The 24,759-nt window shown below is 74.0% G+C and carries 17 protein-coding genes and 1 riboswitch; of the genes, 8 read left to right on the top strand and 9 right to left on the bottom strand.

What is annotated here, in order from left to right; genetic code table 11:
* The first annotated feature begins 18 nt into the window (after positions 1-18).
* From pglY to ACW69E_RS22155, 4 genes are all read left to right on the top strand, one after another.
* Positions 19-3,918 (top strand): BREX-2 system ATPase PglY, encoded by a 3,900-nt coding sequence (gene pglY, locus ACW69E_RS22140; RefSeq protein ID WP_457500025.1) that lies wholly within the window; start codon positions 19-21, stop codon positions 3,916-3,918.
* Positions 3,915-6,836, top strand: coding sequence for a BREX-2 system phosphatase PglZ (pglZ, locus tag ACW69E_RS22145; RefSeq protein WP_457500026.1), 2,922 nt, complete (start codon positions 3,915-3,917; stop codon positions 6,834-6,836). The genes pglY and pglZ overlap by 4 nt, the downstream gene beginning before the upstream one ends.
* A 146-nt stretch (positions 6,837-6,982) precedes the next feature.
* Positions 6,983-8,332: a BREX system ATP-binding protein BrxD gene (gene brxD / locus ACW69E_RS22150; protein WP_457500027.1), complete on the top strand. Its 1,350-nt coding sequence runs from the start codon at positions 6,983-6,985 to the stop codon at positions 8,330-8,332.
* Positions 8,332-10,539: a DEAD/DEAH box helicase gene (locus ACW69E_RS22155; RefSeq protein ID WP_457500028.1), complete on the top strand. Its 2,208-nt coding sequence runs from the start codon at positions 8,332-8,334 to the stop codon at positions 10,537-10,539. Before brxD ends, ACW69E_RS22155 begins: the two co-directional genes overlap by 1 nt.
* A 101-nt stretch (positions 10,540-10,640) precedes the next feature.
* Here the strand turns inward: ACW69E_RS22155 and nshR are convergent, their stop codons facing one another.
* The 5 genes from nshR to ACW69E_RS22180 all read right to left on the bottom strand — a co-directional run bounded on the left by nshR (position 10,641) and on the right by ACW69E_RS22180 (position 14,558).
* Positions 10,641-11,450, bottom strand: coding sequence for an NshR/TsnR family 23S rRNA methyltransferase (gene nshR, locus ACW69E_RS22160; RefSeq protein WP_457500029.1), 810 nt, complete (start codon positions 11,448-11,450; stop codon positions 10,641-10,643).
* 367 nt (positions 11,451-11,817) lie between these two features.
* Complete coding sequence (locus ACW69E_RS22165) at positions 11,818-12,690, bottom strand: energy-coupling factor ABC transporter ATP-binding protein (protein WP_457500030.1); 873 nt, start codon at positions 12,688-12,690, stop codon at positions 11,818-11,820.
* Positions 12,687-13,436 (bottom strand): cobalt ECF transporter T component CbiQ, encoded by a 750-nt coding sequence (cbiQ, locus tag ACW69E_RS22170; RefSeq protein WP_457500031.1) that lies wholly within the window; start codon positions 13,434-13,436, stop codon positions 12,687-12,689. Before cbiQ ends, ACW69E_RS22165 begins: the two co-directional genes overlap by 4 nt.
* 4 nt (positions 13,437-13,440) lie before the next feature.
* Positions 13,441-13,848, bottom strand: a complete 408-nt coding sequence (locus tag ACW69E_RS22175) for an energy-coupling factor ABC transporter substrate-binding protein (protein WP_457500032.1) — start codon at positions 13,846-13,848, stop codon at positions 13,441-13,443.
* Positions 13,848-14,558 carry an energy-coupling factor ABC transporter permease gene (locus ACW69E_RS22180; RefSeq protein ID WP_457500067.1) on the bottom strand — a complete coding sequence of 237 codons (711 nt, stop codon included), beginning with the start codon at positions 14,556-14,558 and terminating at the stop codon, positions 13,848-13,850. Before ACW69E_RS22180 ends, ACW69E_RS22175 begins: the two co-directional genes overlap by 1 nt.
* Positions 14,559-14,588: 30 nt before the next feature.
* Positions 14,589-14,773, bottom strand: a riboswitch (cobalamin riboswitch).
* 293 nt (positions 14,774-15,066) lie between these two features.
* On the opposite strand from ACW69E_RS22180, the gene ACW69E_RS22185 reads away from it, so the two are divergent.
* Together ACW69E_RS22185 and ACW69E_RS22190 are read left to right on the top strand one after the other, a co-directional pair.
* The gene (locus ACW69E_RS22185; RefSeq protein WP_457500033.1) at positions 15,067-16,608 is read left to right on the top strand and encodes a fused MFS/spermidine synthase; all 1,542 of its coding nucleotides are present in this window, start codon (positions 15,067-15,069) and stop codon (positions 16,606-16,608) included.
* 350 nt (positions 16,609-16,958) lie between these two features.
* A complete protein-coding gene (locus ACW69E_RS22190; protein WP_457500034.1) occupies positions 16,959-18,161 on the top strand; it encodes an MFS transporter in 1,203 nt (400 codons plus the stop codon).
* 30 nt (positions 18,162-18,191) lie between these two features.
* Here the strand turns inward: ACW69E_RS22190 and rox are convergent, their stop codons facing one another.
* Together rox and ACW69E_RS22200 are read right to left on the bottom strand one after the other, a co-directional pair.
* On the bottom strand, positions 18,192-19,625 hold the full coding sequence (gene rox, locus ACW69E_RS22195) for a rifampin monooxygenase (protein WP_457500035.1): 1,434 nt from the start codon (positions 19,623-19,625) through the stop codon (positions 18,192-18,194).
* Between the two features lie 247 nt (positions 19,626-19,872).
* On the bottom strand, positions 19,873-20,100 hold the full coding sequence (locus ACW69E_RS22200; RefSeq protein WP_457500036.1) for a hypothetical protein: 228 nt from the start codon (positions 20,098-20,100) through the stop codon (positions 19,873-19,875).
* Positions 20,101-20,307: 207 nt separating this feature from the next.
* Here ACW69E_RS22200 and ACW69E_RS22205 point away from each other — a divergent pair, with 207 nt between their 5' ends.
* Both ACW69E_RS22205 and ACW69E_RS22210 read left to right on the top strand, forming a co-directional pair.
* Complete coding sequence (locus ACW69E_RS22205; protein WP_457500037.1) at positions 20,308-21,375, top strand: DNA polymerase III subunit beta family protein; 1,068 nt, start codon at positions 20,308-20,310, stop codon at positions 21,373-21,375.
* A gap of 25 nt (positions 21,376-21,400) precedes the next feature.
* Positions 21,401-21,910 carry a hypothetical protein gene (locus ACW69E_RS22210; RefSeq protein WP_457500038.1) on the top strand — a complete coding sequence of 170 codons (510 nt, stop codon included), beginning with the start codon at positions 21,401-21,403 and terminating at the stop codon, positions 21,908-21,910.
* 96 nt (positions 21,911-22,006) lie between these two features.
* Here ACW69E_RS22210 and ACW69E_RS22215 read toward each other — a convergent pair whose 3' ends face one another.
* Together ACW69E_RS22215 and ACW69E_RS22220 are read right to left on the bottom strand one after the other, a co-directional pair.
* A complete protein-coding gene (locus tag ACW69E_RS22215; RefSeq protein ID WP_457500039.1) occupies positions 22,007-24,262 on the bottom strand; it encodes a caspase, EACC1-associated type in 2,256 nt (751 codons plus the stop codon).
* Positions 24,237-24,620, bottom strand: a complete 384-nt coding sequence (locus ACW69E_RS22220) for a hypothetical protein (protein ID WP_206351342.1) — start codon at positions 24,618-24,620, stop codon at positions 24,237-24,239. Before ACW69E_RS22220 ends, ACW69E_RS22215 begins: the two co-directional genes overlap by 26 nt.
* Positions 24,621-24,759: the final 139 nt, after the last annotated feature.

Below are 24,759 nucleotides of genomic sequence, written 5' to 3' on the forward strand. Positions count from 1 at the left end.
GGAGAGCGAGAAAACCCGATGGCCCAGCAGCCCCTCCTCCGCGATGTCATCGACATCAAGGAGTCCATCTCCACCTCGGACTTCGTGCTGTCCCTCGCCGAGGCGACGACGCCCGAGGGTGCCCGGCACGCGCTCAGGGACTACGTCGTCACCGAGCGGCTGCTGGAGAACTTCGACGAGGCGCTGGCCCTCATCAAGTCCGCGCTGGACGGCCACCGCTCCAAGGCGGCGTATCTGCACGGCTCGTTCGGTTCCGGCAAGTCGCACTTCATGGCCGTCCTCTACGCACTGCTCAGCGGCGACCCGGCCGCCCGCGCCCGCACCGAGTTCGACCCGGTGCTGACCCGGCACGAGTGGCTGAGCACGGACGGCAGGAGGTTCCTGCTGGTGCCGTACCACATGCTCGGCGCGAAGGCCCTGGAGCAGCGTGTCCTCGGCGGCTATGTGCACCACGTCAAGAAGCTGCACCCGGACGCCCCGACCCCGCAGGTGTACCGGACCGACTCCCTCTTCGACGACATCCGCGCCATGCGCGCCAACATCGGCGACGAGGCCGTCATCCGGGGCCTGGGGGGCAGCGGCATGGACGGCGGCGAGGAGGACGAGTGGGGCGAGGGCTTCGCCTGGACCCCGCGACTGCTGGACACCGCGCTCGCCGCCGAGGAGGACCATGAGGCGGGCGTCCCGCTCAACCTCCTCAACCCCTCCACCCCGGCCGAGCTGCGCGCCAAGCTGGTCAACGACGCGAGCACCAACCTCCTGCCCGGCTTCGCCAGGAACGCCGCCGAGGACGAGCACGGATTCGTCTCCCTGGACGCCGGCCTGTCCGTGATCGCCGAGCACGCCAAGTCGCTCGGCTACGACGGCCTGATCCTGTTCATGGACGAGCTGATCCTGTGGCTGGCCACCCTCATCCACGACCAGAAGTTCGTGGCCCGCGAGGCCAGCAAGATCACGAACTTCGTGGAGGGCGGCGACGCCCGCCGCGCCATCCCCGTGGTGTCGTTCATCGCCCGCCAGCGCGACCTGCGCGAGCTGGTCGGCGAGGAGGTGTCCGGCGCGGCCGAGTCGTCCATCCAGGACACCCTGAACCTGGCCTCCGGCCGGTTCGACAAGATCACCCTGGAGGACCGCAACCTTCCGCAGATCGCCCACGCCCGCCTGCTGAAGCCCAGGGACGCCGAGGCGGCCAGGCTGGTCGACGAGGCGTTCGCGCAGACCAAGAAGGCCGGCGCGCAGGTCTGGGACACCCTCCTGGGCTCCGACAAGGGCACCACCGGGGCGGACGAGGAGTCGTTCCGGCTGACGTACCCCTTCTCGCCCGCCTTCATGGACACCCTCGTCCACATCTCCTCCGCGCTCCAGCGCTCCCGCACCGGCCTGAAGCTGATGGGCCAGCTCCTGGCCGACCACCGCAACGAGATCCGCCTCGGGCAGCTCGTCCCCGTCGGCGACCTCTACCCGGTGATCGCCGAGGGCGGCGACAAGCCGTTCACCGACAGCCTCAAGGTCGTCTTCGAGGCCGCCGACAAGCTCTACAGGACCAAGCTGCGGCCCTATCTGCTCAGCTCCTACGACATCACCGAGGACGACGTCGAGCAGTACCGCAACCGGCCCGAGTCCATCACCGACCCCAGGCGGCTGGCCGGCTGCCGGATGTTCACCGGCGACAACCGGCTGGTGTGCACCCTGCTGCTGTCGGCGCTCGCGCCCAGCGTGCCGGCGCTGTCGGAGCTGACCATCCGGCGGCTCGGCGCGCTCAACCACGGCTCGGTCCTCGCCCCCATCCCGGGCGCCGAGGTCGGCATCATCAAGAACAAGGTCGCCGAGTGGGCCGCCCGGTTCCCCGAGATCAAGGAGACCGGCACCGAGGCCAACCCCGGCGTGCGGCTGGAGCTGTCCGGCGTCGACGTGGACTCCGTCATCGCCAACGCCCAGGTCAACGACAACCCCGGCAACCGGGCCGCACTCGCCCGGCGCCTGCTGTCGGAGGAACTGGGCGTCGAACACGGCCAGTTGAGCGACCAGCTCGGCTTCACCTGGCGCGGCACCGCCCGTACCGCCGAGGTCGTCTTCGGCAACGTCGCCGACGAGGACGAGCTGCCCGACCACGACCTGATGCCGCAGCAGGACGGTCTGTGGCGCATCGCCATAGACCTCCCCTTCGACGAGGGCGAGTGGGGTCCGGTCGAGGACGCCAACCGCATCCAGCGGCTGCGCGAGCGGCAGCAGGGCGAGCGGTCCCGCACCGTCGCCTGGCTGCCCGCGCACCTGTCCGCGCAGCGCTTCGCCGACTTCCGGCGCCTGGTCGTCATCGACAAGGCCCTCGCCGACGAGCACCGCTTCGACACCCAGTACGCCGGCCACCTCAACGCCGACAACCGCAGCCGCGCCAAGGGCCTGCTGGAGACCCAGCGCGAGGCCCTGCTCAAGCAGGTCAGGGGCGCCTTCAAGCAGGCCTACGGGCTCGCCCGGAAGCAGGCCGCCGACGTGGTGCCCGACTTCGACGACCACCTGGCCGCCCTGCCGGACGTGGACGACCTGACCCTGTCCTTCGGGCAGAACATGTACGACGGCATCCGGCACGTCGCCGGCAAGCTGCTCGCCCACCAGTACCCGGCCCACCCCGACCTCGACCCCGAGGAGACCGGTACCGCCGTCAGGCCCGCCGACACCAGGAGGGTGTTCGCCCACGTCCGGGCCGCCGCCGAGGCGCGCGACGGGCGGGTGGAGGTCCCGGCCGGCGACCGCGGGCTCATGCAGCGCGTCGCCGGGCCCCTGCGCCTGGGGCAGCAGAAGGAGGCGTACTTCGAGCTGTCCCGCTACTGGGCCGACCACTTCCGCAAACTCGCCCGCTCCCGGGGCGTCACCGGGGACCTGTCCCTGGTGAAACTGGCCGACTGGACGGACGAGCCCGACCCGCGCGGCCTGCCCGACTTCCTGGTCCGGCTCGTCGTCGCCGCCTTCGCCGAGATGGACGACCGGGTGTGGGTGCGCGGCGGCACCGTCCTGGACCCCGCGCCCGAACTGAACGCGATCAAGGACCACGACGGGCTGCGCAGCCAGCCGCTGCCCGCCGAGTCCGACTGGGAGGCCGCGCGGCAGCGCTTCGAGACCGTCTTCGGGGAGAAACCGCCCGCCCTGCGGCGCGGCCGGATGGTCAACCAGTTCGCCCACCAGATCATCGGCGCCGCCCGCGCCCACCGCGACCACGCGGCCGACCTGGTGCACCAGCTGGAGGCCCACGCCGTCTTCCTCGGCCTCGACCAGACCGCCGAGACCGGACGGCTCGCCCTCGCCCGCCGCGCCCTGGAACTGCTGGACACCCTCACGGCCGAGGCCGGCAAGGGCGCGGCCGGGGCGAAGCGGACGGTGGAGGCGCTGGCCACCTTCGACCTGGGCGGGACCAGCGCCGACCGGTACGGCACATCCATCAAGAAGGCCCGCGTCGTCGCCGAGGCCGTCGCCTCCGCACCCTGGACCACCCTGGAACTCGCCGCCGGGCTCGGCCCCGAGGGCGAGGCGCTGCTGGACTCGCTGCGCAACGTCGCCCGCGACGACCAGCGCACCGCCGACCTGCGCGAGGCCCTGGCCCGCACCCAGCGCGAGGTCGTCGCCCTGGTCAAGCGCCGCCAGGCCGTCGCCACCCCGCCGCACGCGCCCGCCGCGGCGCCGGCCTCCGCGGCCGACGGCCAGTCCCTGGACACGCCGACCAGCGACCCGCGCATCTCCTACACCCAGCCGCAGGAGACGCCCGCCCCGGCGGGCGGCGCCGGGGCGGGCGGCGGGGCGGGGAAGTCCGGGGGCCGCCGCACCACCGCGGCCCGGGCCGCGGCCGACCTCCGGGCGGAACTGGCCGAACTGGCCGCCCGCAACCCCGAAGCCACCATCGAGATCACCTGGCGGGTCGTCGAATGACGGACACCACTGTCGCCGTCCCCGGAGCCGTCCGGCTGAACACCGCGACCGTCACCCAGTACCTGTCCTCGCAGTCCTCCCTCACCGCCTCCCTGACGGGCGGCGGCGGGGGCAGGCGGCGGGTCGTGCTGCTGCGTTCCGAGCCCCGGTGGGAGGGCCCCGCCGAGCCGGCCTGGGGCGAGGGCCGCACGGCCGGGGTCGCGGCGGCGCCCTCCCCGCTGGCCGTCCACGAACTCGTCCTCGACCACCTGGCGGGCCGCCGCGAAGGCCCCGCCGTCCTGGTCGTCCTCACCGACCGCGAGCAGAACGAACTCGACCCGGCCGTCCTCGCCCGAGTCCACAAGCAGCGCATCGACACGGTCGACGGCTGGGACGTCGTCCGCGAGGCGTTCGGCGCCCGGCAGACGGACCCCCGGCTCAGGGACGCGGACTGGGCCGCCGAGGCACTCCTGGACGCCACCCCGCCCACCGCGGGCGGCTGGCCGCCGGTGCCCGGCGGCTGGCTGTCGCGGCAGCACGCCCTCACCGCGCTCGCCCAGCGCCGCCTGCGCCTGGGCCGCTACGACACCGAGGGCGGCCGGCGCCGCCCGGGCGACGACCGGCTCGACGCCCAGGCCCTGCTGCACTGGTCGACCCGGCCCGGCGCCCCCGAACGCCTCCTGGCCCTGCGCGGCCCCGAACGTGCCGGACTGGCCGCCTTCCTCGCCGAGGAGGACCAGGCGGGCCTGGCCGGACGCGCCCTGCTCGCCCTCGCCGAGGCCGGGCGCGGCGCGGACGCCGTCGCCTTCGGCCTGGTGTGCGCGGCCCTGTGGCAGCACGCCGAACCCACCCCCGAGACCTACCGCGCCCGGGGCCGGGCCGAACGCTACTTCGGCGAGCAGCCCCCGGCGGCCGGCGACCAACTCGACGCCCTGGTGACCGTCTTCGGCCGGGCAGCCGAGGAGTACGTCACCGGGCTGCTGGCGGCCGGACACCGCACCGGCGGCGCGGACGCCGACCAGGCCCGCGAGGCACGCCGTACCATCGGCACCGTGCTCGACCGGGCGGACGCCCTGGCCCGCCGGTTCGGCGCCGAGCAGGCCGCAGAGGCCGGCCCCGTCCTGCGCGGCGGCCTGGAAGCACGCTTCACCGCCGTCGGCCGCGCCCTCGCGGCGGGCGACACGGCCGCGGCGGCGGACGCCGTACGCCGCCTGGAGGAACACCGGCTGGCCACCGAACCGGAGGAGGCCGCCCGCATCGAACGCGCCCGCATGGGACAGCGCCTGGCCCGCTGGCTGGCCACCGACCCGCCCGCCGACGCACCCACCGTCGCCGACGCCATACAGCGGCACGTCGCCGAGACCGGCTGGGCCGACTGCGCCCTGGAGCACATCGAGGCCGGCGGCGACCCCGACCCCGTACTCAAGGCCGCCTACGACACCCTCGGCGCCCGCGTCAGGGAACGGCGCCGGCTGATCGACGCCTCCTTCGCCCGGTCGCTGGCCTCCTGGACGCAGGCCGGCACCCAGCCCGGCTCCATGCTCACCGTCGAGACCTTCCTCGAACGCGTGGTCGGACCGGTCGTCCGGCGCGGGGAGACACGACGGGTGCTGCTGCTGGTGCTCGACGGCATGAGCGCGGCCATCGCGAACGAACTCGCCGAGGAACTGCGCGACTCCTGGGCGGAGTTCGACCCGCTGCCCGAGGGCGGCCCGCCGACCCGGCGGGCCATGGCCGCCGCCCTGCCCACGGTGACGGCCGTCTCCCGCACCTCGCTCCTCACCGGCAGGCTGATCAAGGGCACCCAGGCCGACGAGAAGCGGCTCCTCCCCGCGCTGAAGCTGTGGGGCGGAGCCCCGGCAGCGGTGTTCCACAAGGACGACCTGCGTACCGAGACCGCGGGCGAGACCTTCGGCCCGGCGCTCACCGAGGCGCTGGCCGACGGCAGGACCCATGTCGCCGTCGTCCTCAACGCCATCGACGACCGGCTCGCCAAGGAGCAGAAGCTCGGCGACGGCGCCTGGCGCGTCGACGACGTGCCAGGCCTGCGCGACCTGCTGCGGGCGGCGGCCACCCAGGGCATGGCGGTCATCGTCACCAGCGACCACGGCCACGTCGTCGACCGGCACGGCACGAAGGTCGCCCCCACCACCGACCCCGCGTCCGCCCGCCACCGCCTGCCTGGCGGCCCCACAGCCGAACGGGAGACCGTCCTGTCCGGGCCGCGCGTGGTGTGGCCCGAACCGGGCGCGTCCGTCGTCGCCCTGTGGGACGCCGACTCCCGCTACACCGCCCTCAGGGCCGGCTACCACGGCGGGGCATCCCCCGCCGAGGTCGCCATCCCGGTGCTCGCCTTCCTGCGGCTCGGCGCGGAACCGCCCAGGGGCTGGCGGGAGCTGGGCGACCAGCGCCCCGCTTGGTGGGCCCCGCGGGAGACCGGGAAAGCGGCGCCGGACGACCGCACCGGCCGGCCGCAGGCCGCCACTTCCGCGGCCCCCGGGAGAACGACGGCGAAGGCCCAGAGGAAGCAGGCCGAACTCGCGCGGACCCACCAGGCGCTCTTCGACGTGGGCCCGACCGCCGGAGGCGACGACGCCCTCCTCACCCCGGCCCCCGTCTCCCGCACCGAGGCGCTGGTGACGGCACTGCTCGACTCCGAGGCGTACCGGGCGCAACTCGGCGGATTGGCCCGCAAACCGCAGCAGGAGCAGGTCCGCAAGGCGCTCGCCGCCCTGCTGGAGGCGGGCGGCACCCTGCCCGCGACCGCTCTCGCCCAGCGCGCGGGCATGCCCACCACCCGCGGCGACGGCTTCGCCGCCGTCCTGCGGCAACTCCTCAACTACGACGGCGTACAGGTCCTGGAGACCCTGCCCGACGGGCGCACCCTGCGCCTCCACGAGGCCCTGCTGCGCGAACAGTTCGCCCTGGGCCCGGCCTGACGGCCGGTGCCGCCGTCCATGGCCGTCCGCCCGGGCCCGGAAGGCGTCCGCCGTGCCCGGGCGGACGGTGGCCCGGCCGCGGGCCGCTCGCGGGAGCGTTCCCGCTCCCGTGTGCCGGCACGCTCGGAAATGAAACACTGGTCACCGTGAGCACCGCCGGATCCAAGCGCCCCGCCCCCGTCTCGGCCGCCCGCCGCCGTACCGTCGTCGACGCCCTGCGCCGCGGGGCCGTGCCCGAGAGCGGACTCGACCTGCTCGCCACCGGGCTCGACCGGTTCGAGGCGGCCCTCGACGCGGAACTGGACGCCGTCGCGTCCGGCGGGTCGGTGTTCAAGGCCGTGCGCGGTGAGTACGGATCCGGCAAGACGTTCTTCACCCGCTGGCTGGGGGAGCGGGCCAAGCGCCGCAACTTCGCCGTGGCCGAGATCCAGATCTCCGAGAACGAGACCCCGCTGCACCGGCTGGAGACCGTCTACCGGCGGCTGACCGAACGCCTTGCCACCTCCAGCTTCCCGCCCAGCGCCCTGCGCCCGGTCGTCGACGCCTGGTTCTACGCCCTGGAGGAGGACGCCCTCGCGGCCGGCGCGACCGAGGACGAGCTGCCCGGCGAGGTGGAGAAGCTGCTCGTGGCGCGGCTCGCCGAGGTCTCCCGGCACGCCCCGTCCTTCGCCACCGCCCTGCGCGGCTACCGTGCCGCCCTCGCCGACGGCGACGAGGCGAGGGCCGCGGCCGTGCTGGCGTGGCTCGGCGGCCAGCCGCACGTCGCGGCCTCCGCCCGCCGGTCCGCCGGGGTGCGCGGCGACCTCGACCACTTCGGCGCGCTGGGCTTCCTGCAGGGCCTGCTCACCGTGCTGCGCGACTCCGGGCACACCGGGCTCTTCGTCGTCCTGGACGAGGTGGAGACGCTGCAGCGGGTCCGCTCCGATGCCCGTGACAAGGCGCTCAACGCGCTGCGGCAGCTCATCGACGAGGTGCACTCCGGCCGCTTCCCCGGTCTGTACCTCGTCATCACCGGCACCCCGGCCTTCTACGACGGCCAACAGGGCGTCCAGCGCCTGGCCCCGCTCGCCCAGCGGCTCGCCACCGACTTCACCACCGACCCGCGCTTCGACAACCCCCGCGCCGTGCAGATCCGGCTGCCCGGCTTCACCCAGGGGTCCCTGACCGGTCTCGGCTCCACCATCCGCGACCTGTACGCCGACGCCGCCGCCTCGCCCGAGCGGGTGCGGACGGTCGTCGACGACGCCTACGTCGCGGACCTCGCGCGGGCCGTCGGCGGAGCGCTGGGCGGAAAGGTCGGGGTGGCCCCCCGGCTGTTCCTGAAGAAGCTGGTGGGGGACGTGCTCGACCGCGTGGACCAGTTCGGCGACTTCGACCCCCGGCAGCACTACAGGCTGACCGTCACGAGCGGCGAACTCACCGACGTGGAGCGGAACCTGGCTGCCACGGCCGACGGCGGCCCCGCGTCCGCCGACGACATCGACCTGGAGCTGTGATGCCGGACGCCGGCAGCCCGGCCGGGGAGGAGGGCGGTGTACTCGACCGGCTCGACCCCGTCGTCCTGCACCACATCGTCAACACCCTCGGCTGGCCCGACCTGCGCCCCCTCCAGCGGGCGGCGATCGCCCCGCTCATGGACGGCGAGGACGCCGTCCTGCTGGCCCCGACGGCCGGCGGCAAGACCGAGGCGGCCTGCTTCCCGCTGCTGTCGGCGATGGCCGCGCAACGGTGGACCGGCACCTCTGTGCTGTACCTGTGCCCCCTCAAGGCGCTCCTCAACAACCTGATCGGCCGCGTCGACACCTACGCCCAGTGGCTGGGACGGCGCGCCGCCCTCTGGCACGGCGACACCAGGGAGTCGCGGCGGCAGCGCATCCGGACCGAGGCGCCGGACATCCTGCTGACCACGCCCGAATCGCTCGAGGCGATGCTGATCGGGATCAGGACCGACCACGCGCGGCTGCTGGGGAGCGTACGGGCCGTCGTCGTCGACGAGGTGCACGCCTTCGCGGGCGACGACCGGGGCTGGCACCTGCTCGCCGTACTCGAACGGCTTGAGCGGGTCACCGGCCGGCCCATCCAGCGCGTCGGGCTCTCGGCCACCGTCGGCAACCCCGGGCAACTGCTGCGCTGGCTGCAAGGGGCCGCTGCCGGGAGCCGCACCGGGCAGGTCGTCGCCCCGGGCGCCCACCCGCCCGCCACCGGCGCGGCCGGACACGGGGAGCGGGCCACCGAGGCGCCGCACGCCAGCCCCGCGCCCGTCAGACCCGCCGGCGAGGTGGAACTCGACTACGTCGGCTCCCTCGACAACGCCGCCAAGCTCATCGCCGCCCTGCACCGCGGGGAGAAGCGCCTGGTCTTCTGCGACTCGCGCCGCCGGGTCGAGGAACTGGGCGCCGCGCTCCGCGCCCGCGAGGTGACCGTCTTCCTCTCCCACGCCTCCCTCTCCGTCGACGAACGCACCCGCTCGGAGCAGGCGTTCGCCGAAGCACGCGACTGCGTCATCGTCTCCACCTCCACCCTCGAACTCGGCATCGACGTCGGCGACCTGGACCGCGTCGTACAGATCGACTCGCCGGCCTCCGTCGCCTCCTTCCTGCAGCGCGTCGGCCGCACCGGCCGACGCCCCGGCACCGTGCGCAACTGCCTGTTCCTCACCACGCACGAGGACACCCTGCTGCAGGCGGCGGGACTGCTGCTGCTGTGGTCGCGCGGCTGGGTCGAACCGGTCCTCCCGCCCCCCGAGCCGCGCCATCTGGTGGCCCAGCAACTCCTCGCCGCCACCCTGCAGCAGCACAGACTCGGCGACCGGCTGTGGGAACGGCAGTGGAACGGCCTGGCCCCCTTCGACCGGTCCGCCGCCCCGATCCTGCGCCACCTCACCGAGGAGGGCTTCCTCGACAGCGACGGCGGCATGCTGTTCGTCGGCCCCGAGGCGGAACGCCGCTTCGGCAGGCGGCACTTCATCGAACTCACCGCGTCCTTCACCGCGCCGCCGCAGTTCACCGTGCTGTCCGGGCGCACCGAGATCGGCCGCACCGACCCGAGCGTGCTCACCGAGGAACGCCCCGGCCCGCGACGCCTGCTGCTCGGCGGGCGGAGCTGGCAGGTCACCTACACCGACTGGAAGCGCAAGCGCGTCTTCGTCGAACCCGCCGACGGCGGCGGCGTCGCCAAGTGGACGAACGGCGGCATCGCCGGACTGTCGTACGCCCTCACCCGCGCCATGCGCGAGGTGCTGCTGGGCGCGGACCCGCCCGTCGCCCTCACCAGGCGCGCCTCGGCGCGCCTGGCCGGGCAGCGCGAGACCGACGCCCCCGGCACCGTGCACCCGGGCGGCACCCTGATCACCCGCTCCGGCGGCGACGTGCGCTGGTGGACCTGGGCCGGCTACCGCGCCAACGCCACCCTCGCGGCCACGCTCCGGCCGGTCGCCGACCCCCTGCAGCGCCCCACCGACTGCTGGCTGCGCCTGCGCGAGGACCTCACACCGGCCGACTGGAGCGCGGCCCGCGAAAGCGTCGGCGACAACCTCGTCCTGCCCGACGTGGACCCCCGGGCCGTACGCGGGCTGAAGTTCTCCGCGGCCCTCCCCGAACGCCTCGCCGCCGCCACGGTCGCGGCACGCCTGGCCGACTTCGACGGCGCCCGCGCGGTGCTGTCGGAGCCCGTGCGTCTCGTCGACCTGAGCGGCTCCGCGTGAAAACCGAGGTCGTCCACCCACCGGCCCCGTCCCGTCAGTGGTCACCACCGAGGGGACGGGGCCGGGCGGCCGGGTGCCCGGGAAGCGGAGGCGCTTGCCGGCTACCGGCCGGCCGCGAGATTCCGGTGAATCCTCTCGTGCAGCGCGATACCGAGGGAGACGGACACGTTGAGGGACTCGGTCGTGCCGGCCATGGGAATCGAGACCGAGGCGGAGGACGCCTTCTCGAAAAGCTCGGAAGGTCCGCCCTTCTCGCTGCCGAACAGCAGGGCCAGCCGATCGGGGATTTCCCCGAGCTCCCTGACGGAGAGATCGCCTCCCGCGCTGAGCGTCATCATCCGCATTCCGCTGCCCCGGATGAAGTCGATGGCCTCCTCGCGGCCGGAGAGGACGACGGGGAGCGAGAAGACGTAGCCCCGGCTGGCCCTCTGCAGACGCCGGTCCGCGATGCTGGTGATATCGCTGTCGACCAGGACGATCCCCGAGGCCCCGAGCGCCAGCGACGTCCGCACTATCGCGCCGATGTTCCCGACGATCTTCACCCCGTCGAGGACGACGACATCTCCGTTCCGGCTCTCGATGTCGCTGAACCGCGCCGGGCGGGGGACACGGGCGATGCCGAACGCCTTGGCCTTCCTCTCCCCCTTGAACAGCTTGTTGACGATCGACGATTCGATGAGGCGGACCGGTACGTCCTGCCGCCGGCACAGCTCCAGCAACTCGGGCGGGAAGGGCGTGCCGTCGCTGCCGTAGACCTCGATGAACTCCACACCTGCCGTGATGCAGTGCACGAGGGGCTCGGTGTCCTCGATCAGCGTCGTCTTTATGCTGGATCGGGAAGGCTTGGTGACGTCGATGATCCGCTGTACCGCGGGATCGGACGGATTCGTGATGGTGTCCAACTCAGTCATGGTCGTCCTGCCGGCTGCTGTGTTCGATGGCGCGATTTTTCGGGGATGTGGAGCCCTGCGTGACGACGGCCCGCGAATGACTGCGTCGACCGGGCATTGCATAAGCAAGGGGAATTCGCTGCCGTCCGGAGAATTCCCCACTTTCCCGCCCGAGGCCCGCGCGGCCTGTTTCCCGCGCGTTGAGTATTCGCCCGGATCATACATTCCCCGCGCCGCGTCGAGCCAGCACGGTTCACGGTAGCAAGGTCCCGCTCGCCCCGCGAACGGCCGGGGCCGCCGCGGGCGCCGCCGAATTCCCGGTGCGCCGCGGGCCGTTCCCCTCGCGCCGCCGCGCCCGCGCTCGTGCCCGTGCCCGCGCCCGTGCTCGTCAGGCGCCGGCCGCCGGGGCGGGGCCGGGACCGTCGGCGTGGGCGTGCGCGAGCGCCGCCAGCTCCTCCGGGGTGCGCGGGCCCGCGGCGGCGCCGGAGGCCAGGCCCCGCGCCCGCAGCAGCCGCTCCACCGCGATGCCCCAGGGCAGCCGCAGCCCCGCCCGGTGCAGGAGGTCGGTGCGGGCCAGCATCGCGGCGGCCGGCCCGGTACGGACCCCGTCCGGGGTGAGCAGCGCCGCGTCGTCGGCCCAGAGCAGGGCGAGGTCGACGTCGTGCGTGGCCATCACCACCGTCGTCCCGCCCTCGCACAGCCCGTCCAGCGTGGCGAGCAGCCGCTCCCGGCCGTCCGGGTCGAGCCCCGCGGTCGGCTCGTCGAGGACCAGGACCTCCGGCCGCATCGCGACCGCCCCCGCGATCGCGGCCCGCTTGCGCTGGCCGTAGGAGAGCAGATGGGTGGGACGGTCTGCCAGGTGGCCGATGTCCAGGGCTTCCAGCGCCTCGTCGACCCGCGCCCGCACCTCGGCGTCCGGCAGCCCCAGGTTCAGCGGCCCGAAGGAGACGTCCTGGGCGACGGAGGCGGCGAAGAGCTGGTCGTCGGGATCCTGCACGACCAGCTGGACGGTCGTGCGCAGCCGGGTCAGCCCCTTGCGGTCGTAGGCGACGGGCCGACCATGGAGGGCCAGCTCGCCGCCGTCCGGCCGCAGTCCGCCGCTCAGCAGCCGCATCAGCGTGGTCTTGCCGCTGCCGTTGCGGCCCAGCAGGGCGAGCGTGCGCCCTTCGCGCACCTCGAAGTCGAGGCCGCTGAGCACCGGCGGCCCGTCCTCGTAGGAGAAGGACGCATCCCGCAGGGCGACGAGCGCCGGCTCGCTCATGTCAGAGGTCCTTCCAGGACGAGGGTGAGGGCGGTCACGGCGCCCAGGAGCGCGACGCTGCCGGAGGTGAAGCGCACGGAGACGCCCGCCTCGGGCACCAGCACCCGCAGGGCGCCGTCGTAACCCCGCCCGGCGAGCCCGTCCTGCAGCCGGGCGGCCCGGCCGAAGGCGCGGACGAACGCGGTGGCGCCCAGAGAGGCCAGGGAGCGCCAGGCCGCGGCCCGGGTGGTGTGCCCGAGCCGGGCGGCCTGCGCCTCACGGACGCGGCGCACAGAATCCAGCAGCAGGAAGCTCATCCGGTACGTCACCAGGGCGACGTCCACGACCGGCGCGGGCACACCGGCCCTCACCAGGCGGGGCAGCAGGTCGGACATCGGGGTGGTGAAGGCGAACAGCAGCACGCCCAGGGAGGCCGCCGAGGTGCGCAGCAGCAGCTCCCCGGCACGGGCCGGGCCGTCGTCGGCGAGGGACAGCAGCCCCTCCGGACCGCCGACCTGGACGAGCAGCGTGGCCGCGCCGGTCACGCAGAAGCCCAGGGGCACCCGGCAGGCGCGCCACAGTCTGCGGCCGGGCACGCCCGCCGGGCCCAGCAGCACGGCGAGCGCGGTGAGGGACACCAGGGCCGCGCCCGGCCAGGGCGGCAGGCACAGCGCCAGTGCGGTGAGGCCGAAGCCGAGCACGGCCTTGTCCACGGGGTGGCGGCGGCGCCAGCGGTTGCCGTGCGCCGCCGCGTCGATCGGCAGCACGGGCTCAGGCTCCCCGGGGCCCGGTCTCCCCGGCGCTCCCCGCGCTGCCCCCGGCATCCTCCGGACGCGCTTCCGGCAGGGCCCCCTGCTGCGCCTCCCGCAGCGCCCCGGCCCGCCGCTCGCCCTGGCGGCGCCCGCGGCGCAGGCCGAAGTAGTAGGCGAGAACGCCCGCGCCGAGCGCGGCCTGCAGGGCGAACAGCGCCGACTCCACCTCACCGGAGGGCGGCTCGTACAGCGGGGAGAACCACGGCTCGTAGTCCGGCTCGATCTCGGTGATCGCCGTCTCCGCCTCGGCGTCGGCGCCGGCGAACGGCTCCTCCTTGTGGTCGCCGAGGCCGAGGGCCAGGGGCAGGACCGCGAGGGCGGCCACGGCGAGCAGCAGCAGGGCGTTGATCTTCGCGTTCCTGCTCATCACGCCACCGCCTCGCTGCCGGCCGCCTTCTTCGTTCCGGCCCGCCCGCCGGACACCAGCACGCCCAGCCGGGTCAGCTCGCCCCGGCTGGACTGCACCAGCAGCCGCATCACGAACACCGTCAGAAGCCCCTCGCTCACCGCGAGGGGGATCTGCGTGAGGGCGAAGATGGAGCCGAACTTGCCGAGCGCGCCCCAGAATCCGCTGACCGGATCGGGGAACGCCAGCGCCAGCTGCGCACTGGTGACGCAGTAGGTGGACAGGTCGGCGGCGAAGGCGCCGCAGAAGACGGCCGCCATCAGCGGCGCACCGGACCGCCGCAGCAGCCGGTAGAGGGCGTACCCGGCCCAGGGGCCGGCGATCGCCATCGAGAAGGCGTTGGCGCCCAGCGTGGTCAGTCCGCCGTGCGCGAGCAGCAGCGCCTGGAACAGGAGCGTGATGGTGCCCAGTACCGCCATCATCGGCGGCCGGAACAGGATGGCCCCCAGCCCCGTGCCGGTGGGGTGCGAGCAACTCCCGGTCACCGACGGCAACTTCAGGGCCGACAGGACGAACGTGAAGGCTCCGGAGGCGCCCAGGAGCAGAGTGCTCCCGGGATGCTCCCTGACCTCACGGGTGAGACGGCGGACTCCGTGGACGATGAACGGGGCGGACGCGGCGCCCCAGGCGACCGCGTGCGCGGGGGGCAGGAAGCCCTCGGCTATGTGCATGACCGGACAGACCCTCTCCAGCACCTCGTGGATGGTTGACGCGCCCTGGCCGGTCTCCTGGCTGACGGGTACCACCGCCCGGGCTCCGCCTTCCCGGGCCCCGAAGGACCCAGTGGCCGCCCGCGAGGGCTGGAGCCGGACTTCCCGATCACAGTGGCGAGGGCCGCACCGGTATCGCACCGGATTTCCCGTTCACCAAGGCGTGGCGACAGTAATGCGCGCGCGGAAGCATTGGCAAGCAGGCCCTTTTCGCGTACGGGCCCGGGGCGGCGGATCCGGTGCCGGTACGGCGCGCGTTGTGCGGGTGGGGACCTTGGACCGGGCCGGTGCGCGGCGTGACGGCGGCGGGCCCGTGCCGTTGGGCAGGAGGCAGGACCATGACGCGGTACGGAGGGGGAGGCGGCCACGACGGTTCCGCCCGGTGGCTCGTGCGCCGCCGCGAACCCCGGGGCGACCGGGCAACAGGGGCTTCGGCCGTGGCCGTTCGGCCGGTGCGGCGCGTGCGAGGATGTCCCATGTGACCGAATCGTCTTCCCCGCCCGTCGCCCGGAGCGCGCCCCGCGGTCGCGGTCCGGGCTCCCGCGCCGCCGCCGTGCTCGTGTTCGGGTCCTCGGCCGCGGTCCTGGTCGTCGAGATCACCGCCCTGCGGCTGCTGGCCCCCTACCTCGGTCTCACCCTGGAGACCAGCACCCTGGTGATCGGCATAGCCCTCACCGCCATCGCGCTGGGCTCCTGGCTGGGCGGGCGCGTCGCCGACCGGGTCGACCCGCGCCGGCTCCTGGGCCCTTCGCTCGGGGTGTCGGGAGCGGTGGTGGCGCTCACCCCCGCCGTGCTGCGCACCACGGCGGAGTGGGCGCCGCCCGCGCTGCTGTCGATCGCGTCGCTGACCATCCTGGTGCCGGGCGCGCTGCTCTCCGCGGTGACGCCGATCGTGACCAAGCTGCGTCTCACCACTCTCGCCGAGACCGGAACGGTCGTGGGCCGGCTGTCCGGCGTCGGCACCGCCGGCGCCATCCTCGGCACCGTCCTGACCGGCTTCGTCCTCGTGTCGCGCCTGCCGGTCAGCGGCATCCTGATCGGTCTCGGCTCGCTGCTGGTGGCCGGCTCGGCGCTGGTCGAGTGGCGGACGCGCGGGTGGAGTGGCGCACCCGCCCTGGCGCTCGCGGTCCTCGCCGGCGGCCTGGCCGCCACGGTCGCGCCCGGCGGCTGCGACGCGGAGACCAGATACCACTGCGCACGGGTCGTCGCCGACCCGGACCGGGACAGCGGCCGCACGCTCGTCCTGGACGGCCTTCGCCACTCCTACGTCGACATCGAGGACCCGACCTACCTGAAGTTCGCCTACGTACGCGCCATCGCGTCGGTGGTCGACGCAGCCTTTCCCGGGCAGGAGCCGCTCGCGGCCCACCACCTGGGCGGCGGCGGGCTCACCTTCCCCCGCTACCTGGCGGCCACGCGGCCCGGAACGCGCAGCGTCGTGTCCGAGATCGACGGCGGGGTCGTGCGCATCGACCACGACCGGCTCGGTCTGGGCTCCGCAACCGGTATCGACGTACGCGTGGAGGACGGAAGGCTCGGCCTGCGGCGGCTGGAGACCGGCAGCCGCGACCTCGTCGTCGGCGACGCCTTCGGGGGCGTCAGCGTGCCCTGGCACCTCACCACGGTGGAGGCGCTGACCGACGTGCGCAGGGTGCTGGACAAGGACGGCCTGTACGTCGCCAACCTCATCGACCACGGTGATCTGGCCTTCGCGCGCGCCGAGGCGGCCACCCTCGGCGAGGTCTTCGAGCACGTCGCCCTCGTCGGCGACCCCGCCGACATCGGCCTGGGCCCGGCCGCCGCCGACGGCGGCAATCTGGTGGTGCTCGCCTCCGGCCGGCCGGTCGACCCGCGCGCGGTCCAGGAAGAGCTGGACGCCCGGGGGACCGGCTGGAAGGTCGTCACCGGCGGCGACCTCGCCTCCTGGGTGGGCGACGCCCGGCCGCTCACCGACGACTACGCGCCCGTCGACCAGCTCCTCCAGCCCTACGGCCCACGCGGAGACCGGTGACGGGAGGCGGGCCCCAGGACAGCCTCGACCCCGCCCGCAGCGCCAGGCTGGGAAGCAGCCGGTGCGTCGCCGCGGTTGTCCCTTGTGCGCCGCCGGCCGTGACGTGGCCGGCGGCCGCCCTGTGGGCCTTCGCCGTGAAAGGGGACACGTGCAGATCGGGGAGTTGTCCGAGCGGACCGGGGCGAGCCGCCGGTCCATCCGGTACTACGAGCAGAAGGGGCGGCGGCGGGCGGGGGGCCCGCCGCCGCCCGGATCCCGGTTCCCATCGCTACGAGCGCGCGTCCCCTGAGCGCAAGGGCCGGTCTCCCGTCCCCCGCTGCTCCGGCGCGCGTGACGGAGGTTCGCCCGACATGAGAAGCACTCTGCCGAGCTGGCTCGCGGTGCTGTTCCTGACCCTCCTGGCCACGGCCACCGACGAGTTCATCATCGCCGGTGTGCTCAGGGCCGTCGCGGCCGACCTGGACGTGGGCGTCCCGGCGGCCGGGCAGCTGGTGACGGTGTTCGCCGTCGTCTACGCACTCGGGGCGCCGACGCTGGCGGTCGCCTTCGAACGCTTCCCCAAGCGCACCGTGATGATCGCGGGCCTGCTGGTCTTCGTGCTGGCCAACGCCGCCGCCGCGCTCGCGCCGGGGTACTGGCCGCTGATGGCGGCCCGGGTGCTCGCCGCCCTGGCCGCGGCCGTGGTGACCTCGGCCGTCTTCACCACGGCGGCCATGGGCGCGCCCGAGGGCATGCGGGGACGCTATCTCGGCGTGGTCACGGCGGGCATGACGGCGGCGTTGTTCACCGGTGTGCCGCTGGGGACGTGGCTCGGCGGAGCCTTCGGCTGGCGGGCGACGTTCTGGCTGATCGCGGCGGTGGGGGCGGTCGCCGCGCTCGGGCTCCTGGCCACCGCACCACGCATCGGCGGCAGCGAGCCCGCCCCGCTGCGCGAGAGGCTCGCACCGCTGCGGAACACGGCCGTGCTGCGCCTGGTGGCGGTCACGTTCCTGGCGGCGAGCGGCGGCCTGATGTTCTACACCTACCTCGCGGCCTACACCGCCGAGGTCGCCGGCGGCTCCCACGGTCTGCTGTCGGTGATGCTCCTGACCGTCGGCGTCGCCGGTCTGCTCGGCGCGCTGCTTGCCGGCCGCGCGGCCGACGCGCTGGGCCCGCGCCGCAGTCTCCGCCTGGTCGTCGGCGGGCACGCCCTCGCGCTGGCGCTGGCCGCGGCCCTGGTGTTCGGCGGCATCGGCGACCCGGTCGTGCTGGGTGTGGTCATCGCCCTCTGGGCGGTGTTCGCATGGGGGCTGAACCCGCCGGTCCAGGGGAGCATCATGGGCGCGGCCGGATCCCGGGCGGCGATGACCGCCCTCGCGCTGAACATCAGCGGCCTCTACCTCGGCACCGGTGTGGCGGGTGCGCTCGGCGGCGCCGTCATCGGCGTCGCGGGCGTCGGCTGGGTGCCGGTGGCGGCCACCGCGCTGATGACCCTGTCCTTCCTCCTCACCCCGCGCGCGGCGCCCGGGAAGCGGGCCGGGGAGGGAAGCGAACCCCGGCTCACCGAAGCCTGACCCCGCCGGGGGCGGGCCCCGCCCCCGGGCTCAGCCGGTGGTGGCGGGACCGAACCACCTGGGCAGGTGGTCGAGCAGCCCGGACTGCTCCTCTCCCGCCCACGCCACATGGCCGTCCGGCCGCAGCAGCACCGCGGGCACGTCCAACTCCCCGCCGGCGTCGGTGACATGGTCGACGCGGTCCGCCCAGCCCGCCACCGACAGCCGGCCGGTCCCGTCCAGCAGCAGCCCGCGTCCGCCTCGCATCAGCTCGTACAGGCGGCGCCCCCGCCCCAGCTTCACGTCCGGCAGCCGCCGGCCGAGCAGTTCGTGGCCCCGGCCGAAGTCGTAGCGGACCGAGATCGCGGTGATCTTCTCGGTCAGGTGCCGGTTGACCTCCTCGAAGTCCATCAGCTCCGACACCAGCCGGCGCACCGACCGCGGGCCGGGCTCGGTGGACATCAGCACCATCTGCGCGCGGGTGTTGTCCAGTACGTCGGCGGCCACCGGGTGCCGTTCGGCGTGGTAGCTGTCCAGCAGCCCTTCGGGCGCCCAGCCGGTGATCTCGGCGGCCAGTTTCCAGCCCAGGTTGAAGGCGTCCTGGATGCCCAGGTTGAGGCCCTGGCCGCCGACCGGCGGGTGGATGTGGGCGGCGTCGCCGGCCAGCAGCACCCGGCCGGCCCGGTAGCGCTCGGCCTGCCGGGTGGCGTCGCCGAAGCGGGAGAGCCAGCGCGGCGAGTGCACGCCGAAGTCGGTGCCGGCGACCGCCCGCAACTGCCTCCTGATCTCCTCCAGGGTCGGCGGGACGGTGCGGTCCCCGGCCGGCCCCTCGGCCGGCACGACGACGCGGTAGATCCCCTCCTCGACGGGCCCGACGCCGAACCGCAACTGGGTCCTGCGCACATCGGCCACCACGGCCGCGATCACCGCCGGGTCCTCGGTCGCCTCCATCTCGCCCAGCAGCGTCTCGACCCCGGCGGGCTCGCCGGGAAAACCGACGCCGAGCAGTTTGCGCACCGTGCTGCGGCCGCCGTCGCAGCCGACGGCGTAGCGCGAGCGCAGCCGCGTACCGTCGGCCAGTTCGACGGTCACCCCGTCCTCGTCCTGCTCCAGCCCGGTCACCTCGCGGCCGCGCCGGATCTCGGCGCCCAACTCGGCGGCGCGCTCGGCCAGCAGGCGGTCGGTGACCGGCTGCGGGATGCCCAGGACGTACGGGTGCGCGGTGTCCAGCCGCTCGGGTGAGGGCTTGGGGATGCCGGCGAAGAAGCCGCCGGCCGGGTACTGCCTGCCGTGCGCGAGGAACCGGTCCAGCAGGCCGCGCTGGTCCATCACCTCGATGCTGCGCACGTGCAGGCCGAGCGCGCGGACGACCCCGGTCGGCTCCGCCTCCCTCTCCAGCACCACCACGCGCACACCGTGCAGCCGCAGCTCGCAGGCCAGCATCAGACCGGTCGGCCCGGCGCCGGCGATGATCACGTCGATCACGGAAGCCCCCCATGTGAAGAGAATCGGTCCCGGGCCGGCCGTCCCGTGCGCCGCATAAGCGCACAGAGAAACGCATAACCTGCGAAACCCGTCGTTTGCGCGGTTTCCGGCCCAGGGCGACGATTCTGCGGCAGGACCCGGGTCTTGCCGCAAGGCCCCCGGTGCGCTATAGGTTGAAGCTGGCGGGGCGGATCTCTTCCCCCGCCGGGCGCCGACCGCACGGGTCGGCCCTGCGAGCCGCCCGCGATCAGAGCGGAGCGCCGCCGAACCCGATCTCGTTCCCCTCCGGATCGCGGTACGTGACCTTGCGGACGCCGTTCGGACAGGTCTCCCGGCTGGCCGGCTCCAGGCCCCGGGCGGCGATACCGGCCACGAGGGTGTCGAGGCCGTCGACGAAGACGGTGTGCAGGGCATGGCCGGCGTGCTCGGGCCGCCGCTCGATGAACACCGAACGGTGTTCCGCCAGTTCCCACACGGCCTCCGTCTCGCTCGCGACGAACGCCGGCGGGGGGCGAGCAGCCGTTCGTACCAGTCCAGCGCCGCCGCGTAGTCGTCTGCACGGATGCCTGCGAACAGATCCACGGTCATGCGGGCAGGCAGGTCCGGCGCCCCCGGGCCCCGGCGCGGTACGCCCCGCACCCGGTATTGACCTTCGACCTGCTCGAAGCCCGACGATGACCGGGTGCCGAATTCCGAACTGATGCCCATCGGGGTCTTCGCCCAGCGCACCGGTCTGACCCCCAGCGCGCTGAGGTTCTACGCCGACTCCGGGCTGCTGCCCCCCGCCGAGACCGATCCGGTCTCGGGCTACCGCTACTACGGCGCCGACCAGGTGCCACGGGCCACCACCCTCCGCCGGCTCCGCCGGATCGCCATGCCGCTGACCACCGCCGAGGCGGTGCTCGGCGCCGGGCCCGGCGAGGCGTCCCGGCTGATCGACGAGCACGTCGCGAAGGTCCTCGGGGACGCGGCGGCGGTACGCGGGGAAGCCGCCGCGCTCAAGTCCTCGCTCCACGGCGTGCCGAGCCGGCCGGTCGCCGCGCTGAAGGGGCCCGTGCTGGCCGACGCGGTCGAGCAGGTGCTGACCGCGACCGTGTGCGATCCGGAGCCGCCGGTGCTGGGCGGACTGCGCGTCGAGGCGACCGCCGAGGCGGTCGCGCTGACCGCGACCGACCGGTACCGGCTCTCGACCCGGACGCTCGTCCCCGCCGAACCGGCGGCCACGACCTGGGCCGCCACGGTCGACGGCGGCGAACTGCGGGCCGCGGCAGGCGAGATGCGCCGCAGTCCCCTGGTACGTATCGAGGCGACACCGTACGGCATCCGGCTGCGCATGGCGGGACGGCAGGACCGGCACTGCCGGGTGCTGAGGGAGGAGTTCCCCGACCACCACCTGATGCTCGCCTCCCTGCCGGAGGCCACCACCCGCGCGACGGTGGCGAAGGACACGCTGCTGCGGGCACTGGAGGAACACCCGGGCGAGCGGATCGAGTTGCACGCCACCCGGCGCGGCCTGGCCCTACCGGCGGCCGACGGGCACCCCGGCACCCTGCTCCCGGCCACCGTGACGGGAGGGGAGGTGCGGGTCTTCTTCGAGCTGACCACCCTCTACCCGGCCGTCAGCACCGCCATCGGCCCCGACGTGATGCTCGACCTGCGCGGGACCGGTCTGCCCGTCACGGTCCGCTCCGCCGACCGCGGCGACCTGACCACCTGGGCCATGCCCGCCGGCCCCGGCCACCACGCCTGACCGACAACCACGAGGAGCCCTTCCGATGACCGCCGCCCCCGCCACCCCCGACCCGACCATGGAGGCCATAGGCGCAGCCGTCGCCGAAGGACAGAGCGGCGAGGCGCAGGCAGCCCGCCGCAAACTCCTGGACCTGTGGTCCGCGATCGGTCCCGCCGGCGACCCGCTGTACCGCTGCACCCTCGCGCACCACCTGGCGGACCTCCACGAGGACCCCGCCCAGGCCCTGGCCTGGGACGTCCGGGCCCTGGACGCCGCCGACGCCGTGACCGAACAGCGTCTTCAGGAACACCACGCCGGTCTGCGCATCGCCGCCTTCTACCCGTCCCTGCACCTCAACCTCGCCGACGACTACCGCCGGCTCGGGTCGTTCGAGGCCGCCGCCGAGCACATCGACGCGGCCCGCGGGCACATCCCTGACCTCCCCCAGGACGCCTACGGCGGCTTCCTGCGCACCGCCGTCGAGCAGGTGGCCGAGGCCATCACCCGGCGGGACACCACCCGCCGGTCCTCCGCCCCTGGCCCCGCCGCATGACGCACGGACAGCGCGCCCCCGCCACGTGGGGACGGCGCCGCTCCGCCGGGAGGTCCCCGGCGTTCACCTGCCGGATGTGTCGCGGGCAGCGGCTTCTCAGCACACTCGCCAGACGCAGACACCTTCGCCGCCGCCGGTGACGAGGTGGCGGTCGTCCGGGGTGAAGCCCAGGTGCGTGGCGCTGCTCTCGTGACCACCTGTCAGGCGGTGCATCCGCCGGTTGTTCCGCGCGTCCCAGACGCCCACCTCACCGCCGACACCCGCGCAGGCCAGGAGCCCGCCGTCGTGGCTGAAGGCGAAGACCTCGGTGGCGTCGCCGAGTCTTTCGCCCAGCGTGGCCACATGCTGTCCGGTGTCCGGCCGCAGCAGGCGTACGTCGAGTCCGGTGCTGACGGCAAGGAGCCCGTCGTGCGGGCTGAACTCGACACCCCCCACGCCACCTTCACCGACTTGGAGTTTCCGCAGTGCGCGCCACTTCTCGGTGTCCCACAGGACGACGGAACCGTCGACGCTCCCGGTGCTGACCAACTGCCGGTCACCAGGACCGAACGCGAGTCCGGTCACCCAGCCCCCGTGGCATTTCGACCGCAGCAGCTGTCTGCCCGAGGTGACATCCAGGACCCTCACGACCCCGCTGTCGGTCCCTGTGGCCAGGGTGAGCCCGTCGTGGCTGAACGCCAGTGCCGTGACGCGCGGGTCGCGTCCGTGGGTGTCCCGGCCGACTCTGAGCACTTCCCGCCCGCTCGACGGCTCCCAGACCTGGACCGTGCCGTCGTAGTCGTCGGTGGCGAGCAGCCGGCCGCCGGGAGCGAAGGCGAGCTGTCCGGAGGTGAGTCCCAGCCCGTTCATCAGAGTGTGCAGCTGCCGCTGCCGCCAGTGGTGCGTGTCCCAGATCCGTACGTCCTCGTAGCTCGAAGTGGCCAGAAAGTCCCCGTCGGGGCTGAAGGCGAGCGCCTGGATCGGATTGCCATGACTGTGCAGGGTGTGCAGAAGGCGGCCTTCCACGGGGTCCCAGAGCTGCGGTGGTCCGCCATCGGCGTGCTGCTGCGATTCCCCGTTGGGCGCGACGGCGACCAACGGCGCCGTGGGGTGAACAGCCATGCCGCTGATCCACCGCAACTGTCCCAGGTCATCGGGAGTGTCCCAGACCGGCAGGGTGTGCAGGAGACCCGGCCCGGCGGCAGCCTTCTTCGGCGAGGGCGAGGGCGAGGGCGTCACATGTGGTCGTGCGGCCCCTCGCGGGGGCGGCTGCACCACGGACAGGCGTGTGTCTTGTCGCGGCGGTGGCTGCACCACACGCGGCTGTGCGGGCCTCCGCCGCGGCGAGGCCGCCACGGCCGGGCTCGCTGCCTCCGGCGGGGGTAGCAGTGCTCGGGCCGCCCGCGCGACCGCCGGGTCGTCGGTCGCGGCGATGCGCTCCAGGTACCGCCGGGCGAGCCGGAAACGGGCCTCGCCCCCCTCCGACAACCACTCGCCGAGTGCCATGACGCCGGCGACGCGTACGGCGGGCAGCGGGTTGTCCAGCGCCATCCTCAGCGCTTCGGGCAGATCGTCCCCGGCAGCGGCACGCACCGCCGCCCGCGCGAGCCAGATCCTTCCCTCGCCTCCGAACACCCAGCGCTGCGGTGTCTGCTTGGCTCCCCGTTCCACCACATACGCGGCCGCGTGGTCGAACGCGTCCTCGACCGAGATGTACCCGTCGCCGTCCGCATCGGCGGCGCCCGTACGGAGTCCGTCGACCAGACCGGTCGTGAACACCGAACCCTCCGGAACGGCCGCCTCCGTCAGGCTCTCGCCCTCGAAGGAGTACTCACGGGACCGCGAGGCCGTCAGAACGGTCCGTCCCCGCCCGTGCCCCACGATCCGGGACTCCAGGTCCACATCACGCTCGGCGGACTTCGCCCCCCGCGCGAACGCACCGCTGAAACAGCAGTCCAGGATGACCACCTGGCGCCGGGCCCGGCACTCGTCCAGTTGCTCCAGCAGCCATCCGGACTCGACACCGGTCGAGGCGAGCCGCTCCTTGCGGGTGTCCGCGCCCGCGAAGTACAGGCGCCCGCGCGCGTCGAGCAGACCGTGGCAGGAGAAGTACACCAGCAGCAACTCGTCCGTGCTCCGCCCGGAGAGGAAGTCGTCGACGCCGCTGCGGATCTCCTGCGCTGTCGGGTCGGTGAGTCCGCGCACGTCGAAGCCACCGATCTCCGGGGCGCCCAGAACCTCCGCGAGCGCCTCCGCGTCCCTGGCCGGGGCCCGGAGCCGGGCGAGACCGTCGTCGGCGTACGAGGACACGGCGACGACGAGTGCGGACCGCCGCCCGGGCTGCAGCTCAGGAAGTGATGTTCTGCCGCTCAAGCCAGATCTCTATCAGTCGGTCCTGCTGTTCCGAACTGATGCCCGTCACCTTCAGCGAGTCCTCGCCGAACGTGATCTCCACCGACTTCTCACTGCGCGCCGCCCACCGCTTGACGGCGCCCACCACGGCACGCGCGCCCTGCGCGATGCCGAACCGGACGAGCAGCGCGCCCACCGTGGTGCCCACACCCTTGGCCAGCGGGGGCAGGTCGTCCGCAGCCAGCGGATCGACGCGCTCCACGTCCAGTTCGAGCAGTTCGGTCCTTAGCTGCCCTGCCAGGTCATCCAGTTCGGCGGCGTCCTCGTCCGCTTCGGGGACGACCCGCAGTACCAGCGACCCCGTGGTCATATCGCCCATGACTTCCTCACCTTCCGTTGCCGAGCGCGACGAAGGCCGCCCGGGCGGCGGCCTCGGCGCAGTCGCCGACTCCGCCCCCGCCGCGGTCCGGTCCGGACCAACCGGTCATGGCACCCCCGAGAACACTCCGGCAGGCGGC

It is taken from the genome of Streptomyces sp. SS8 (assembly GCF_054072955.1).

Coding starts and splice junctions, on each gene's coding strand:
- ACW69E_RS22185 (WP_457500033.1), top strand. CDS start 15,067: ATGTCCCATGTGACCGAATCGTCTTCCCCGCCCGTCGCCCGGAGCGCG.
- pglY (WP_457500025.1), top strand. CDS start 19: ATGGCCCAGCAGCCCCTCCTCCGCGATGTCATCGACATCAAGGAGTCC.
- nshR (WP_457500029.1), bottom strand. CDS start 11,450: ATGACTGAGTTGGACACCATCACGAATCCGTCCGATCCCGCGGTACAG.
- pglZ (WP_457500026.1), top strand. CDS start 3,915: ATGACGGACACCACTGTCGCCGTCCCCGGAGCCGTCCGGCTGAACACC.
- ACW69E_RS22165 (WP_457500030.1), bottom strand. CDS start 12,690: ATGAGCGAGCCGGCGCTCGTCGCCCTGCGGGATGCGTCCTTCTCCTAC.
- ACW69E_RS22190 (WP_457500034.1), top strand. CDS start 16,959: ATGAGAAGCACTCTGCCGAGCTGGCTCGCGGTGCTGTTCCTGACCCTC.
- ACW69E_RS22210 (WP_457500038.1), top strand. CDS start 21,401: ATGACCGCCGCCCCCGCCACCCCCGACCCGACCATGGAGGCCATAGGC.
- ACW69E_RS22220 (WP_206351342.1), bottom strand. CDS start 24,620: ATGGGCGATATGACCACGGGGTCGCTGGTACTGCGGGTCGTCCCCGAA.
- ACW69E_RS22180 (WP_457500067.1), bottom strand. CDS start 14,558: ATGCACATAGCCGAGGGCTTCCTGCCCCCCGCGCACGCGGTCGCCTGG.
- ACW69E_RS22155 (WP_457500028.1), top strand. CDS start 8,332: ATGCCGGACGCCGGCAGCCCGGCCGGGGAGGAGGGCGGTGTACTCGAC.
- ACW69E_RS22175 (WP_457500032.1), bottom strand. CDS start 13,848: ATGAGCAGGAACGCGAAGATCAACGCCCTGCTGCTGCTCGCCGTGGCC.